Genomic DNA, 14,704 nt, shown 5'->3' on the forward strand with positions numbered 1-14,704 from the left:
GGAGAAATGGCCAATTTATTTGAATGACGAGAGTTTTTTCAAGTGACGCGGTCAGCAAATGCAAGATCAAACCTGTCCACATCGCGCAGCAAGTCAACGAAACCGGCAACCGCGTTGGCGATCAGTTTTTCACCAGCTTCAGCCGTCGCGGCAGCAGCGTTGCCTGCAACCCCTTCCGGGTTGAGATCGTGCATCTTCCAGCCGAAGGCATGAGGGCCATAGGCGCGCAGGAACTTGAATTCCTCAGCGTAGCGTGACTGGGCGTTGGAGAAATTACGTGCCTTCGACATGTCCACCAGATCGGGGCGCAGCGCCAGCATCACCGATGTCTCGATGAAGCCGCCGTGAATATCGAGCGCTTTTTCCTCTCGCGTAATCAGGCCTTCCGGCAGGCCGAAACGGGTCCAGCTCGTGGCAACCGCCAGCATGTCGAGCCGTGTGCGCAGTTCCGTTGCTACAATCGTCATCAGCGGCGAATTTCCGCCATGCGCGTTCAGCATGACCAGTTTGCGAATGCCGCCCGCATGAAGGTTCTCGCCAATGCCGATCCACTGGTTCACGGCCTCGGCGAAGGCGAGGCTCTGCGTTCCTTCCGTATCCATGTGCTCGATGGAATAGCCGACCGGCTGGGCGGGCAGAAAATTGACATTCAGCTCGGCAGGCAGCGCATCGCTGACGCGCGCGACAATGCCTTCGGCGATAATCGTATCCGTTTCAAATGGCAGGTGAGGCCCATGCTGTTCGTGAGCGCCAAGGGGCAGAACGACAATCATGTCGCTGTTTTGATCGCGCAGATCGGTCATGTTTTCCTCGCTTTATTCTTTTCTTTGAGCCTGAGACCCTAACGCTCGTTAGCCATGACAGCAACCGGGCCTTGTTGTTTCATAAGTCGGACAATATTTTACGATATATGGATGAATGGGACTATCGATCAGGCGACAGGAAATAGTTTATTTTGAACAGCGCATCTCGTCCGAAAACTGTTTCACACTTTTCGGGGATGCACTCTAAGTCAAAAGCAAGGGCGAGGTGGCGATGAGCAAGGACAATAAGGCAGTTGTACTTTACCGGCTGCAATCCGTGGCAAGATTGTCGCGGACGGTGCTGGCCACGCGGCTTCTGGAACAGGGGCTCTATGCGGGGCAGGATGCGGTCATGTTGCAACTGGCTGCCGAAGACGGGCTGACGCCGGGTGTTCTTGCACAGCGGCTGGGTGTGCGTCCGCCCACCATCACCAAAACCATTGCGCGCCTGCAGAGCCAGGGTTTCGTGGCAAAACGCGCCTCGGAAACCGATCAGCGCCAGTCGCATGTCTATCTCACGCAGACGGGTCTAGAGACCATCAAGGCAATCGAGAAATCCATTCGCAAGACCGAAAAGGACATGCTGAAGGGTCTCGACAAGAAAGACCGCAAGACCTTCCTCAAGATGTTGAGCCGGATGGAGAGCAATCTTGCGCTTCGCGGTGTGACGCGCATTCCCGACGAGCCTGAAACGGAAGTGCCTGAAGAGGACGACGTGGAATAAGCCTGCCGTTTATCAAGCTCTAACTATTTGTTTTGACGCGCATCTTGGCGGGAAAGCGTGAAACACTTTTCAAGATGCATGCTATCGAAAATGCTTCCAATTCAGGGTTTGCAATGGCATAACCGTTCGCAGGACGAACGGTCGCGTCTCACCTTATCAGGTTGCGGCCGCGTCTCCGACTGCGGCACGGACCATTTTGGGGAGGCGACTTGGCCCAGAAAATAAAGCTATCGACCATCGCTGACGCGCTTGGTGTTTCGACAGCCACAGTTTCGCTCGCTTTGCGCGATAGTCCCCTCGTTGCAGACCAGACCCGCGAGAAGATCAAGGAGCATGCCCGCGCCATCGGTTATATCTATAACCGTCGCGCTGCGAGCCTGCGCACCTCACGCTCCGGCATTGTCGGCGTCGTGGTGCATGACATCATGAACCCGTTCTTCGCGGAAATTCTCAAATCCATCGAAACGGAACTGGACCGGTCGCGGCAGACCTTCATCCTGTCCAACCATTACGACCAGCTCGAAAAGCAGCGCACCTTCATGGATACGCTTCTGCAGCTCGGCGCGGACGGGGTCATCATGTCGCCCGCTATCGGCACGCCGCCGGAAGATATCCAGCTTGCGGAAGATAACGGCCTGCCGGTCGTGCTGATTGCGCGTAGCGTCGAGGGCGTTCATGCGCCGGTTTTCCGGGGGGACGACGCCTATGGCATCGGCCTTGCAACCAATCATCTGATTTCGCTCGGCCATACGCGCATCGCCATGATCGGCGGCACGGACCAGACCTCGACAGGCCGTGACCGTTATCGCGGCTATGTGCAGGCCATGGACAAGGCCGGTCTTGAGGTTCGTCCCGACTGGCGTATTGCCGGGCCGCGCACGAAGCAGGGCGGCTTTGAAGTTGCGCCGCAGTTTCTGGCATTGAAGGACAAGCCGACGGCTGCGGTCTGCTGGAACGACCTGACGGCCATCGGCCTGATGAACGGCATTGCCCGCGCCGGGCTCGTGCCGGGCGAGGACATTTCCGTGACCGGCTATGACGATCTCGAGGAAGCAGCGATCGCAACGCCAGCGCTCACGACCGTCTGGAACGGCCAGCGTGAAGTAGGACGCCGTGCCGCTCGCGCGCTGCTCGACCAGTTGAATGGCGTCGAGGTTTCTTCGATGCAGGAACTCATCAAGCCGGAACTGCATATCCGGCAATCGACATCCAAGCCGAAACACGGCTGATTTTCCCCGCTCCGGTCCGGTTACAGCCCTTGGGTTGGCCGGTCACCGGTCCCTCACGAACTGCGATATGCTGCCCAAAGGAATCCAGAGGAATATTGTCATGACCAAACGCGACACAACCGTTCTGGTGCTCGGAAACTTCAACGAATATGCCGTCGAGCGTCTGTCCGGTGAGTTTTCGGTGCGCCGCATCCCGCGCGGCGACGCGGCATTGGTTGATGCGGCCTGGGCGGGCGACGTGCAGGGCATTGCCAGCATGTCGACTGTCGATGCGGCGCTGATCGATGCGTTGCCTAATCTGAAAATCATAGGCAATTTCGGCGTCGGTTATGATGCGGTGGATGCGAAACATGCCGCCACTCGTAACGTGATGGTCACCAATACGCCTGATGTACTGACCGATGAGGTCGCGGATACGGCGCTTGGGCTTCTGATCGATACCGTGCGGGAATTGTCGAAGTCGCAGGAATTCCTGCGTGCAGGCAATTGGGTCAAGGAAGGCCGCTACCCGCTGTCGAAGCTGTCCTTGCGCGGGCGCAAGGTCGGCATTTTCGGCCTTGGTCGTATCGGCAAGGCGGTTGCCCATCGTGTTGAAGCTTTCGGACTGCCGGTTTCCTATCACAACCGCCGCAAGGCTGAAGGCGTCGCTTACGACTATTACCCGAGCCTGCTCGAGCTGGCCAAGGCGGTGGACACGCTTATTCTCGTCGCGCCCGGCGGTGCGGAAACCGCCAATGCAGTCAATGCCGAAGTGCTGCAAGCGCTGGGTCCGGACGGTGTGCTGATCAATGTCGGGCGCGGTTCGCTGGTCGATGAGGATGCGCTGATCGCAGCGCTGAACAATGGCACTATTGCTGCTGCAGGTCTGGACGTGTTTGCCAACGAACCGTCAGTGCCGCAAGGCCTGCTCGATGCACCCAACACGGTTTTGCTGCCGCATATCGCCTCCGCATCGCAAAAAACCCGTCAGGCGATGGCAGATCTGGTGATCGATAATCTCATTTCATGGTTCGATACCGGTTCGGCGCTGACGCCAGTGCCGGAGACGGTTCATGTTAAGGCAGTAAGGCAATAGGACAATAAGGCAGTATGTTAAGGGAATAGGGGAGCAAGGGAGTAGGGGAATATGTTGTGATTGCAGATGACTGCAACGATCATAGCCTTTTCTGCCCTACTGCCCTACTGCCCTACTGCCCTACTGCCCTAAATGATGCCTGCGCACCGCATCCCCAAACGCCTCGAATATCTTGCGGGAAGGGGCATCGGAATGGACCCAATATTCCGGGTGCCACTGGACGCCGACGACAAATCCCTTTGCGTTCTTCACGGAGACAGCTTCCACCGTACCGTCTTCGGCCACGGCTTCGACCTCAAGCTGAGGGGCGAGCTTGTCGATGGCCTGACGGTGAACGGAATTCACGCGCACGCTTTCTTCTTTCAGGATTTCCGCAAGGCATGAATTCGGGTTGAGCTTGATCGGATGCTGGATGGCGAAACGTTCGGCCTGGCTTTCAGATTCCGGCGCACGGTGATCCATCCGGCCCTCCAGCTCCTGAATTTCGGTGGCGAGCGTACCGCCCAACGCGACATTCAGTTCCTGTATACCGCGGCAGATCGCCAATACCGGAACGCCCTTTTCAATAGCGGCGCGGATCAGCGGCAGCGAAGTTGCATCGCGGGCATTGTCATAGGGTTCGAAAGCCGTGCTCGGCTCGACGCCGTAGAGCGCCGGGTTAACGTTCGACTTGGAACCCGTGACGAGAACTCCGTCAACGGCGTCCAGAATGGCATCGAGGTCCATCTTGTCACCGAAGCTCGGCACCAGAAGCGGGGTTACTTCCGCAACGTCGATCGCTGCTGCCAGATATTGCTGCGGTGCTGCGTGCCAGGTGTAGTTTTCAAATGGCTTCACATCGGTCGGCACGGCGACGAGAGGGCGAGAAGTCTTGGGCATAATGTTCGTATCCACCAGTCGGATTATGCTCTTATCTGCTCTGTTCCTTACTTCTCCGCAATGGTGCGCGCAATCACGAACAGGTGTCGTCTTGCGGTCACGCCATAGGTCTTTCGTCGTGCCTTCTGTGTATTGTGTTGATTTGAACCGATTTTTACGGCCGAAGATGGTTCAAATGCCGATCTCTATATTCTAGAAAGTGATAAAGAGGGATTGGCAGTTGAGGGGATGAATGACTGACGATCAGCTTTTCTCCGTCAGGGGCAAGGTCATTGCCGTGACGGGTGGGTCTTCGGGGTTGGGCCTAAGAATGGTCCATGTACTGGCAGGGCACGGTGCGCGCGTGATCTCGATCTCGCGTACCCATGCAGGTGAAAGCATTTGCCCATCGGGCGGTGAAGTATTGGAAATCATGGCGGATGTGACTCATCCGGATGAAATCATTCGTGCTTTCGACGAGGCGGAAGGCCGCTTCGGACCGATAACGACGCTTTTCAACAATGCCGGTGTCGCCCATATGGCGCGCGCGCTCGACACGACGCGCGACATGCTTGAACATATATTCGAGGTCAATGTCGCCGGTGCTTTCTTCGTGGCGCAAGAGGCTGCGCGCCGCATGATCGAGCGCGGCGAGGGCGGTTCCATCGTGAACACCACCAGCATTCTGGGTGAACGTCCGCAGAAAGGTGCTGCCGCCTATTCCATGTCCAAGGCTTGCGTGACGCAGATGACGCGGGCACTGGCGCTCGAATGGGCCGCGCATGATATTCGCGTCAACGCGATTTCGCCGGGATGGTTTCCGACGCGAATCAATGAGGATCAGCTGCAAGGTCCGGCCGGGGGCTACTTCAAAGGGCGGAACCCTATGCGACGCCTCGGTGAACCGGAGGACCTGGACGGGGTTGTACTGATGCTGGCGTCCGATGCCAGCCGCTACATGACCGGTTCGATTATTACGGTTGATGGCGGGCATCAACTCTGACCGAGTGGGAAAGTTCCCTGACAGTTACTTTCCGTGGTCATGACTGGCGCGGCGGGTTTTTCCTCTATCTCGTCGCGGTCCGACTGGAGAATATCCACTTCAACTAATATGGATTAATTCTCGAGAACATGGAAATTAACCTGTCTCTGTTCTCCTATTATAGCCATTTCTGTAATATTAGGACGATTACAACATGTATGCTGGTGGTTGTAGTTGCCTGTTGAGGGTTGTGCGTCTGCGGTTTTCCTTAAAAAATATCTGAATACATCTTATGGTGGTTGTCATAACAGCTTGTGGTTTAATATCCCGAAAGATATTTTTAAGTCATTAGTGCGATATTGCCTCCCCGTATAAGGGATAAATGCATCGATATGTGGCAAAGCCGTAAACCTGAGATACCTGCAGATGTGCGGCTATCTTTTCTCAGAGCGCTGTATGGTAATCGTACGACGCTTTGGTTCGGCTTGCTCGCGCACGTTGTAGCCTGTGTTGTCATCTATGTGAAAACCGACGACTGGCGCTATCTGGTTTTTGGCGGTGTCTTTGCCGTCATCGCCGTCGGTCGCATCTTCGACATGCACAAGTTCGACCAGGCGAAACAGCAGCCGCTTTCCCATGCCGATCTCGACCGGTGGGAAACGCGCTATCTGATCGGCGCATCGGCCGTCTGCCTGACGCTTGGCATGTTGTGCTTCTTCTCAAGCTATGTGCTGCGGGATTCCTTCGCCGAACTTGCCAGCCTGACTGTGCTGCTTGCTTCGGTAGTTTCTATCGTGGGCCGCAATTATGCTTCGGCGAAAGCCGTCATACTGATGTCAGCCTGCACGCTCATTCCGGTTCTGGCCGGGCTCATTCTGGCCGGAACGCCGTTTCACGTCATCATCGGCCTGCTGCTGATCCCGTATTTCCTGTCCAACATCCAGATGGCCAATGGCCTGCGCGAGTTTCTTTTCGCTGCGGTCATGGGCAAACGGCGCTTGTCCATTGTGGCAGGGCGTTTCGATGCGGCGCTCAACAATATGCCGCAGGGCCTTTTGATGTTCGACAGCCAGCAGCGCATTGCAGTCATCAACAACAAGGCCAAGGCGATGCTGCAGATCGCCGAGCACACAAAGCTGCATGGCCGCAAGCTCGACGTCCTTCTGCGCTATTGCGCCAAGAAGGGACTGTTCCCGCAGAACGACCTGAAAAACGTGCATGTGCGCATGCAGGACCTTCTGCTCGGCAAGCGCACGCGCGACATTTTTCAGCTTTCGAACCAGCGTTACATTGAATGTATCGGCAACCAGACCCTCAATGAGGGAGCCGTTCTGATGTTTGAGGATGTGACGCAGCGTGTGGAAGCGGAAGCGCGTATCCAGCATATGGCGCGCTATGACGGTCTGACCGGCCTGCCGAACCGGAACTATTTCGAGACCCTGGTACGCTCCATGCGTTCGCATCAGCAAACGGGCACCCAGGCCGCTCTCATCGTCATCGACATCAATCATTTCAAGCATGTCAACGATACGCTGGGGCATCATACGGGCGACGTGCTGCTGCGCCTGTTTGCAGAGCGGCTTAATTCGCTCGATCCGCAACGTTTCATCGCGTCGCGTTTCGGCGGTGACGAGTTTGTGGTATTCGTCTTCAACTTGCGCAACGAGGCCGAAGTTGCAGGTGTAATGGATCACATCATGGCCGTCGTGACCGGCGTTTACGATCTTGACGGTGATCAGGTCCATATCGATATCAGCGCGGGCATCGCGCTTGAGGACATCGGAAGATGCGATGTCGGCAGCATGCATATCAGCGCGGACCTGGCGCTCTACGAGGCCAAAAGCAAGGAAGACAAGCCCTGGTCGATCTTCATCGATGCGATGGACACACAATATCGCGGACGCCAGAAACTCAAAGCCGATTTGCGGCTCGCCATCGACCACGGGGAGATCAAGGTCGTCTATCAGCCCATCGTCAGCGCGCAGTCCCTGCGCGTTGTTGCATGTGAAGCGCTGGCGCGGTGGGAACATCCTGAGCTTGGTTTCGTGCCGCCTGCCGAGTTCATTCCGCTTGCGGAAGAAATGGGCATCATTACGGACATTACCCGTTTCATGCTGGAGCAAGCCTGTGCGGACTGTCTGTCATGGGGGGACCGGATCGGCGTTTCCGTCAACCTTTCGGCCATCGATCTGAAGAGCAATGATATCGCCCGCGATATTGCGAGTGCCTTGCAAAAATCAGGACTTCCGGCCCACCGCCTTGAAGTGGAAGTGACGGAAAGCGCGATTATCTCGGACCGCAACAAAACCTCGATGGTGCTGCAGCGGCTTAAGAATGCCGGGATCAATATTGCGCTGGACGATTTCGGAACCGGTTATTCCAGCCTCAGCTATCTCAACACCTTGCCGCTGACCAAGGTGAAGGTGGATCGTTCCTTCGTGCGCGACATTACCACCGACCGGCGGTCGCTGATGCTTCTTCGCGGCGTCACCCAGCTTTCGCACGAGCTTGGGTTGGGTGTGACGGTCGAAGGTGTTGAAACCGAAGAACAGCTTGCGCTGATCCGCGTGGCGGCGGGTGCCGATCTCGTTCAGGGCTATCTTCTTGGTATGCCGGTGCCTGTCGAAGCGATCAGCGCCATGACCGCGAAAGCCGCATCGCGGCGCGATGGCGGACGAACGGTGGCTTGAATTTCCGGGGTTGAGACAGGGTTCAACGGGCCGAAGCCGTTGAATTTTCTCTAATTCCCTGTTTTTACAGAACAAAATCTCAAAACTTATGGGTTCTTGGACGGCCGCGGGATGTGGCGGTCCGCTGCTGTTTCATCTGCGGCGCTTTGTGTCGCTGAGGCTGCTTGTGTTACTCACCATAATTTGAATATAAGACAAATAATTGGGATGTTTTAAGGCATAGATATCGTGCACTTATTGTCTCAACGGGATCTGTATAAGTATTTCATTATATTACTATAAGGAAATTCTTAAATTTAATCTACTAATTTAAAGGGGAGGCAATGAAACGTTTTCTTCGCTATGGTCTGTATGCTTTGATCGGGCTTGTCATTCTTGCAGGTGCCGGCACTGCCGTGTTCTGGAAGAAGATTCATGAGACCTGGGCGGTCTATCAATATGCGCAGGTATTCAAGCCCGCACACATCTTTGATAACTTCCGCAATCTATACAAAATGTATCCTTCGGTGCGTATTCCGCATGAGGGTGAGGTGAGCCAGCTTGCCAAGGCTGAGCGTCCCCTTCCGGAAACCTTTGTCTATAAGGGCGAAACGCGCAAGATTTCCGACTGGCTTCAGCGTGGCGGTACAACCGGCTTCATCGTGCTGAAAGACGGTGCCATCGTTCATGAGGAATATGATCACGGCAATACCGAGAATACGCAGGCGATTGCTTTTTCCCTGTCGAAATCCTTTGTGTCCTTTCTCGTGGGCAACGCCGTCAATGACGGATTGATCGACATCAACCAGCCGGTGGAGCGTTATGCGCCTATATTGGCCGAGGGTGGCTATAAGGGCGTCACGGTCAAGAATGTGATGCAGATGGCATCCGGCATTGGATTCAACGAGAATTACGGCGATCTCAATTCCGACATCGTGCGTTATGCGGCTGAGCTTTTGACAGGTTCTATCTCCAAATTCACGGCACATCTCAAGAATGAGCGTCCGCAAGGCACCGACAGTCATTATGTGTCGGCGGATACCCAGGTGCTCGGCCTGGTGCTGGAGGGTGCAACCGGAGTTTCGCTTCAGAAATATTTCGAGGATCGGCTGTGGTCGAAGCTGGGCGCCGAAGCGGATGCCTATTGGCTGGTCGATCCGACCGGAGAGGTTGCGGCTGCTGCTGGTCTCAATGCCGTGCTTAGAGATTATGCGCGCTTCGGCCTGCTGTACCTGAATGACGGACGCAATTTCAAAGGCGAACAGCTTGTACCGGCGCAGTGGGTGCACGATTCGGTGACGCCCGACGCGCCCTATCTGATGCCCGGTCGCAAGGATTCGCTTGGCAAGATCCCGTTCGGTTATGGTTATCAGTGGTGGACGCCGGTTGACTGGCAGGGTGACTATAGCGCCGTGGGCATCTATGGGCAGTTCATTTACGTCAATCCGGCCAAAGGCGTGGTGATTGCCAAGACCTCTGCCCATTCCAGCTATAATGTTGACGGGCAGGACATGAAAGATGAGTCCATGCACGCATTTCAGGCTATCGCCAATGCGCTTTGAGGGCCTGTTTTCAAATTGAGGCAAAGTCGTGAAATGGCCCCTTTATGGGGCCATTTCCCATTTAGGCTTCAGATAGCGCGTAAAAAGGCCCGTCCGATTACGGCGAACGAGCGTCGATTGCGTGGCAATAACAAGGCAATAGGCGAAGTTATATCTTTACACGCTGTTAAAGCCGCTTATTCTGCGCACTGATTTGTGGGGTGCGGAAATCGGATAATATGACGAATACAGCTGCTACGGGCGATAAACCGCCATTGTCCAATTTCGCGCGACAGCTGTTGCAATTTCTCGATCGGGTGGAGTATCGCCGTATCGTTCATGCGGAGGACCTCGAGGAAATTGGTCGTCTGCGTTATCGTTCCTACCGCACGCGCAATGTCATGCATGAAGCCGAAGTGCCGTCCATCGTGGATGATATCGATCGCGACAGCCATGCTTTTGTCTATGGCGTGTATGTGGACGGGCAACTGGTCAGCACGCTGCGCATTCATCACATCACACCTGATCATCGTCGTGGTACGAGCTATGCGCTGTTTCCGGATATTCTCGATCCGCTGCTCAATAGCGGCATGCATTTTGTCGATCCGACGCGTTTTGCGGCCGATCCCGAGCTTTTGAGCGAATATCCGGCCATTCCCTATATCACACTGCGTATTGCTGCGATGGCGTCCGAGTTTTTCGCGGCGGATCAATGCCTTGCCTCGGTCAAGCCGGAGCATATGGCGTTTTATAAACGTATTTTCGGCACGTCTGTCATGGCTGATGCGCGCGAACATGAGGGCTATGGAATCCGGGTCGGGCTCGGTGCTGCTCCCATCCGCAATATCCGTGATGCGGTGGCCGTGCGCTTTCCGTTTTTCAAGTCGCAGCCGCATGAACGTCATGCGATGTTTGGCGACATGCGCGGCAGTTCCGTGCCGCTGACAATCTTGCCGACGGCGAAATATACCGGCCTCGGCGTATAAGAATCTAAAAACGACGCCGGATATTAAACAATTAAATGTAGCCAGAAGGGTGGTTTCGCTTTACGAAGATTACGGAACCGCTTTTGCGGGGAGAGGGTAGCTGCGACGAAAAGCCTTGCTGTCAATGCATGGGTTTATTCGGTCGCACATTGAAGATTGCAGTTATTTTCGCTTAACATGACGGTGTATGGGCGGAAATTCTGAATGGGTGGAACTAAAATGGCAGAACATCATACGACGGCTCCGGCTGAACTTGGCGCACCGATGGACTATGCTGAGCATGAGAAAACTTATGCCGGTTTTGCGGGCCTGGTTAAATGGGCCACGGTGGCGCTCGTTGCCCTTATGATTGCCATGGCGTTCGGCTTTTTTGCTGGTGGTTTCTTCTCCGCGACCGTTCTTTTCATTCTAGTCTGCGTCGCTGCCTGGTTCATTCTCTAGCGCATTCATTCCCTGCCGGATGAAGTCATCCGGTAGCGGTCCGATGCAGCTCAGAAACTGCTGAACCGGGATTTAACCCGCACGATTTGATCGAATGCCTTGGCATGGGTTACCGTGCCGAGGGTTTATGCATGTCTGTATCTTAGTCTATTTTAACGAGCCTCTCTGAAGCTCGCAATTCTGCCCGACCGGGATCAACCCCCGGAAGAACGCCACGAAAGGGAAACCAGCTTGGCCCAGACGTTATTTATCCCGAAAGAGAGTGACCCCAGCGAGACTCGCGTTGCGGCGTCGGCTGAGACGGTGAAGAAATTCATCGCGCTCGGTTTTGATGTCGTCGTGGAAAAAGGCGCAGGCGAGAAATCGCGCATTCCCGATGCCGAGTTTACGGCAGCCGGTGCCCGCATTGGCACGGCGGCAGATGCCAAAACGGCGGATGTCGTGCTCAAGGTGCGGCGTCCGACGGATGCGGAACTCAAAGGGTATAAATCGGGCGCAGCGCTCTTCGCCATGCTTGATCCCTATGGCCATGAAGACGCTGTTGCGGCTCTTGCCAAGGCTGGAATTTCGGCTTTCACGATGGAATTCATGCCGCGCATCACCCGCGCGCAGGTGATGGACGTGCTGTCGTCCCAGGCAAATCTTGCCGGTTATCAGGCGGTGATCGATGCGGCCGAAGTCTATGACCGCGCCATGCCGATGATGATGACGGCGGCGGGTACGGTTCCGGCCGCCAAGGTTTTCGTGATGGGGGCAGGCGTTGCCGGTCTTCAGGCCATTGCAACGGCGCGCCGCCTTGGTGCAGTCGTGACGGCAACCGACGTTCGTCCTGCGGCCAAGGAGCAGGTCGCCTCGCTCGGCGCGAAATTCATCGCCGTCGAGGACGACGAGTTCAAGGCAGCGGAAACTTCCGGTGGTTATGCCAAGGAAATGTCGAAGGAATATCAGGCCAAGCAGGCGGCACTTGTTGCCGACCATATCGCCAAGCAGGATATCGTCATCACCACGGCGCTCATTCCGGGCCGCCCGGCGCCGCGTCTGGTTTCCAAGGAAATGGTCGCTTCCATGCGTCCGGGTTCCGTGCTGGTCGATCTGGCAGTCGAGCGCGGCGGCAATGTCGAAGGCGCTGTCGCAGGCGAGATTGCTGACGTGAACGGCGTCAGGATTGTCGGCCATCTCAATGTGTCGGGCCGTATCGCGGCGAGCGCTTCGCAGCTTTATGCGCGCAACTTGATCGCCTTCGTCGAAACGCTGGTCGACAAGGAAGCCAAGCTTCTGAAGATCGACCCGGAAGAAGAACTGGTCAAGGCAACGCTTCTGACCCATCAGGGCAAGATCTTGCATCCGGCGTTCGCCAAGGTTGAGACAGCAGCGGCTCCGGCGGGTGTTGAAAAGGCTGCAAAGCCAAAGGCTGAGCCGAAACCGAAAGCGGAGAAACCGGCAGCAAAGGCAGTTGCACCCAAGGCGGCTGCAAAGCCTGCGAAAAAAGCACCTGCAAAAGCGCCGAAGACGACGTCTTCCCCCAAGTCTCCAGTTGATGGAGGAGAGGCATAATGGCCGATACAAATCTCGATAAAGCCCTTGAGGGCCTTAATCAGGCCGTGGACGCCGTGCGTCAGGCCGCTGAAAATGCGGGCGGCTTGGGCGATGCAGCAGCGGCTGCCGCGCATGCCGCATCGGGCGGTGCGATTGATCCGTTCGTGTTCCGCTTTGCAATCTTCATCCTGTCGATTTTCGTCGGCTATTACGTCGTGTGGTCGGTCACGCCTGCACTGCACACGCCGCTGATGGCCGTCACGAACGCCATTTCATCGGTGATCGTGGTGGGCGCGCTTCTGGCCGTCGGCCTTTCGCTTTCTGGCTGGGCAACCGGCTTCGGTTTCATTGCGCTCATTCTGGCGAGCGTCAACATTTTTGGCGGCTTCCTGGTCACCCAGCGCATGCTCGCCATGTACAAGAAAAAAGAAAAGTGAGGCTGAACCATTATGAGCGTTAATCTCGCAGCCTTCCTTTATCTCGTCTCCGGCGTGCTGTTCATTCTGGCACTGCGCGGCCTGTCGCATCCGACGACCAGCCGTCAGGGCAATATGTACGGCATGATCGGCATGGCGATCTCCATCGTCACCACGCTTTTGCTGGCGCGTCCAAGCTTCGGCGGTCTGGCGCTGATCGTCGTCGGTATCGCCATCGGTGGCGGCATCGGTGCAGTCATCGCGCGCCGCATCGCCATGACGGCCATGCCGCAGCTCGTGGCCGCATTCCACTCGCTGATCGGTCTTGCCGCCGTTCTGGTGGCTGCCGCCGCGCTTTATTCGCCGCATTCCTTCGGGATTGGCGAAGTGGGTCAGATCCACGGTCAGGCGCTCGTGGAAATGTCGCTGGGCGTTGCCATTGGTGCCATCACCTTCACCGGCTCGATCATCGCCTTCCTCAAGCTTGACGGGCGCATGTCGGGCAAGCCGATCATGCTGCCGGGACGCCACGTCATCAATGCGGCTCTGGCTGCAGCCATCGTGTTGCTGATCGTCGTGCTCACGAACACCGAAAGCCATTTCGTGTTCTGGCTGATCGTGCTTCTGTCGCTGGTGTTTGGCGTGCTGATTATCGTGCCAATCGGCGGCGCGGACATGCCGGTTGTCGTTTCCATGCTCAACTCCTATTCGGGCTGGGCAGCGGCAGGCATCGGTTTCACGCTCGGCAATCTGGCGCTCATCATCACCGGCGCGCTGGTCGGCTCGTCCGGTGCGATCCTGTCCTACATCATGTGCAAGGGCATGAACCGTTCGTTCATCTCGGTTATTCTCGGCGGCTTTGGCGGCGATACGTCCGGCGGTCCGGCTGGTGAGGTCGAACAGCGCCCGGTCAAGCAGGGTTCTGCCGACGATGCGGCGTTCATCATGAAGAACGCTTCCAAGGTCATCATCGTGCCGGGGTATGGCATGGCGGTGGCGCAGGCCCAGCACGCGCTGCGTGAAATGGCCGACAAGCTCAAGGCGGAAGGCGTGGAAGTCAAATACGCCATCCATCCGGTTGCCGGTCGTATGCCGGGTCATATGAACGTGCTTCTGGCCGAGGCCAACGTGCCTTACGATGAAGTATTCGAGCTGGAAGATATCAATTCGGAATTCGCGCAGGCCGATGTTGCCTTCGTGATCGGCGCGAATGACGTCACCAATCCGGCTGCGAAGACCGATCCGAAGTCACCGATCTTCGGCATGCCGATCCTCGATGTCGACAAGGCTGGCACGGTTCTGTTCATCAAGCGCGGCATGGGTTCCGGCTATGCAGGCGTGGAAAACGAACTGTTCTTCCGCGACAACACCATGATGCTCTTCGCCGACGCGAAGAAGATGGTGGAGAGTATTGTGAAGGCCCTCGACCACTAGGGGAAGGCAA

13 protein-coding genes are annotated in these 14,704 nt (G+C 56.3%); 11 read left to right on the forward strand and 2 right to left on the reverse strand.

Annotated features, from left to right (window positions below):
- Window positions 1-38 precede the first annotated feature (38 nt).
- A complete protein-coding gene (locus tag HWX93_RS04920; RefSeq protein WP_176036697.1) occupies window positions 39-803 on the reverse strand; it encodes a creatininase family protein in 765 nt (254 codons plus the stop codon).
- A 232-nt stretch (window positions 804-1,035) separates the two neighbouring features.
- On the opposite strand from HWX93_RS04920, the gene HWX93_RS04925 reads away from it, so the two are divergent.
- From HWX93_RS04925 to HWX93_RS04935, 3 genes are all read left to right on the forward strand, one after another.
- Window positions 1,036-1,527, forward strand: a complete 492-nt coding sequence (locus tag HWX93_RS04925; protein ID WP_176036698.1) for a MarR family winged helix-turn-helix transcriptional regulator — start codon at window positions 1,036-1,038, stop codon at window positions 1,525-1,527.
- 209 nt (window positions 1,528-1,736) lie between these two features.
- Window positions 1,737-2,756, forward strand: coding sequence for a LacI family DNA-binding transcriptional regulator (locus tag HWX93_RS04930; RefSeq protein WP_061345620.1), 1,020 nt, complete (start codon window positions 1,737-1,739; stop codon window positions 2,754-2,756).
- Between the two features lie 100 nt (window positions 2,757-2,856).
- The gene (locus tag HWX93_RS04935) at window positions 2,857-3,831 is read left to right on the forward strand and encodes a 2-hydroxyacid dehydrogenase (protein ID WP_176036699.1); all 975 of its coding nucleotides are present in this window, start codon (window positions 2,857-2,859) and stop codon (window positions 3,829-3,831) included.
- A 120-nt stretch (window positions 3,832-3,951) separates the two neighbouring features.
- Here HWX93_RS04935 and HWX93_RS04940 read toward each other — a convergent pair whose 3' ends face one another.
- Window positions 3,952-4,710: a gamma-glutamyl-gamma-aminobutyrate hydrolase family protein gene (locus HWX93_RS04940; RefSeq protein WP_176036700.1), complete on the reverse strand. Its 759-nt coding sequence runs from the start codon at window positions 4,708-4,710 to the stop codon at window positions 3,952-3,954.
- A gap of 232 nt (window positions 4,711-4,942) precedes the next feature.
- Between HWX93_RS04940 and HWX93_RS04945 the strand changes: the two genes are divergently transcribed.
- The 8 genes from HWX93_RS04945 (at window position 4,943) to HWX93_RS04980 (ending at window position 14,694) form a co-directional block, all read left to right on the forward strand.
- The gene (locus HWX93_RS04945; protein ID WP_109988708.1) at window positions 4,943-5,692 is read left to right on the forward strand and encodes an SDR family NAD(P)-dependent oxidoreductase; all 750 of its coding nucleotides are present in this window, start codon (window positions 4,943-4,945) and stop codon (window positions 5,690-5,692) included.
- 371 nt (window positions 5,693-6,063) lie between these two features.
- Window positions 6,064-8,361 (forward strand): putative bifunctional diguanylate cyclase/phosphodiesterase, encoded by a 2,298-nt coding sequence (locus HWX93_RS04950; protein WP_176036701.1) that lies wholly within the window; start codon window positions 6,064-6,066, stop codon window positions 8,359-8,361.
- A 323-nt stretch (window positions 8,362-8,684) separates the two neighbouring features.
- Window positions 8,685-9,902 carry a serine hydrolase domain-containing protein gene (locus HWX93_RS04955; RefSeq protein WP_176036702.1) on the forward strand — a complete coding sequence of 406 codons (1,218 nt, stop codon included), beginning with the start codon at window positions 8,685-8,687 and terminating at the stop codon, window positions 9,900-9,902.
- Between the two features lie 218 nt (window positions 9,903-10,120).
- Window positions 10,121-10,867, forward strand: a complete 747-nt coding sequence (locus HWX93_RS04960; protein WP_176036703.1) for an N-acyl amino acid synthase FeeM domain-containing protein — start codon at window positions 10,121-10,123, stop codon at window positions 10,865-10,867.
- Between the two features lie 219 nt (window positions 10,868-11,086).
- Window positions 11,087-11,308 carry an aa3-type cytochrome c oxidase subunit IV gene (locus HWX93_RS04965; RefSeq protein WP_061345780.1) on the forward strand — a complete coding sequence of 74 codons (222 nt, stop codon included), beginning with the start codon at window positions 11,087-11,089 and terminating at the stop codon, window positions 11,306-11,308.
- Between the two features lie 231 nt (window positions 11,309-11,539).
- Window positions 11,540-12,862: a Re/Si-specific NAD(P)(+) transhydrogenase subunit alpha gene (locus tag HWX93_RS04970; protein WP_109987358.1), complete on the forward strand. Its 1,323-nt coding sequence runs from the start codon at window positions 11,540-11,542 to the stop codon at window positions 12,860-12,862.
- Window positions 12,862-13,281 (forward strand): proton-translocating transhydrogenase family protein, encoded by a 420-nt coding sequence (locus HWX93_RS04975; protein ID WP_104754309.1) that lies wholly within the window; start codon window positions 12,862-12,864, stop codon window positions 13,279-13,281. The genes HWX93_RS04970 and HWX93_RS04975 overlap by 1 nt, the downstream gene beginning before the upstream one ends.
- 12 nt (window positions 13,282-13,293) lie before the next feature.
- A complete protein-coding gene (locus HWX93_RS04980) occupies window positions 13,294-14,694 on the forward strand; it encodes an NAD(P)(+) transhydrogenase (Re/Si-specific) subunit beta (protein WP_061345783.1) in 1,401 nt (466 codons plus the stop codon).
- The last annotated feature ends 10 nt before the right edge of the window (window positions 14,695-14,704 follow it).

This window comes from Brucella tritici, assembly GCF_902825325.1.
Lineage (GTDB): Bacteria > Pseudomonadota > Alphaproteobacteria > Rhizobiales > Rhizobiaceae > Brucella.

What these genes read in the sequence shown, in the direction of transcription:
- HWX93_RS04920 (WP_176036697.1), bottom strand. Translation starts at nt 803, where the DNA reads ATGACCGATCTGCGCGATCAAAACAGCGACATGATTGTCGTTCTGCCC.
- HWX93_RS04925 (WP_176036698.1), top strand. Translation starts at nt 1,036, where the DNA reads ATGAGCAAGGACAATAAGGCAGTTGTACTTTACCGGCTGCAATCCGTG.
- HWX93_RS04935 (WP_176036699.1), top strand. Translation starts at nt 2,857, where the DNA reads ATGACCAAACGCGACACAACCGTTCTGGTGCTCGGAAACTTCAACGAA.
- HWX93_RS04940 (WP_176036700.1), bottom strand. Translation starts at nt 4,710, where the DNA reads ATGCCCAAGACTTCTCGCCCTCTCGTCGCCGTGCCGACCGATGTGAAG.
- HWX93_RS04945 (WP_109988708.1), top strand. Translation starts at nt 4,943, where the DNA reads ATGACTGACGATCAGCTTTTCTCCGTCAGGGGCAAGGTCATTGCCGTG.
- HWX93_RS04950 (WP_176036701.1), top strand. Translation starts at nt 6,064, where the DNA reads ATGTGGCAAAGCCGTAAACCTGAGATACCTGCAGATGTGCGGCTATCT.
- HWX93_RS04955 (WP_176036702.1), top strand. Translation starts at nt 8,685, where the DNA reads ATGAAACGTTTTCTTCGCTATGGTCTGTATGCTTTGATCGGGCTTGTC.
- HWX93_RS04960 (WP_176036703.1), top strand. Translation starts at nt 10,121, where the DNA reads ATGACGAATACAGCTGCTACGGGCGATAAACCGCCATTGTCCAATTTC.
- HWX93_RS04965 (WP_061345780.1), top strand. Translation starts at nt 11,087, where the DNA reads ATGGCAGAACATCATACGACGGCTCCGGCTGAACTTGGCGCACCGATG.
- HWX93_RS04975 (WP_104754309.1), top strand. Translation starts at nt 12,862, where the DNA reads ATGGCCGATACAAATCTCGATAAAGCCCTTGAGGGCCTTAATCAGGCC.
- HWX93_RS04980 (WP_061345783.1), top strand. Translation starts at nt 13,294, where the DNA reads ATGAGCGTTAATCTCGCAGCCTTCCTTTATCTCGTCTCCGGCGTGCTG.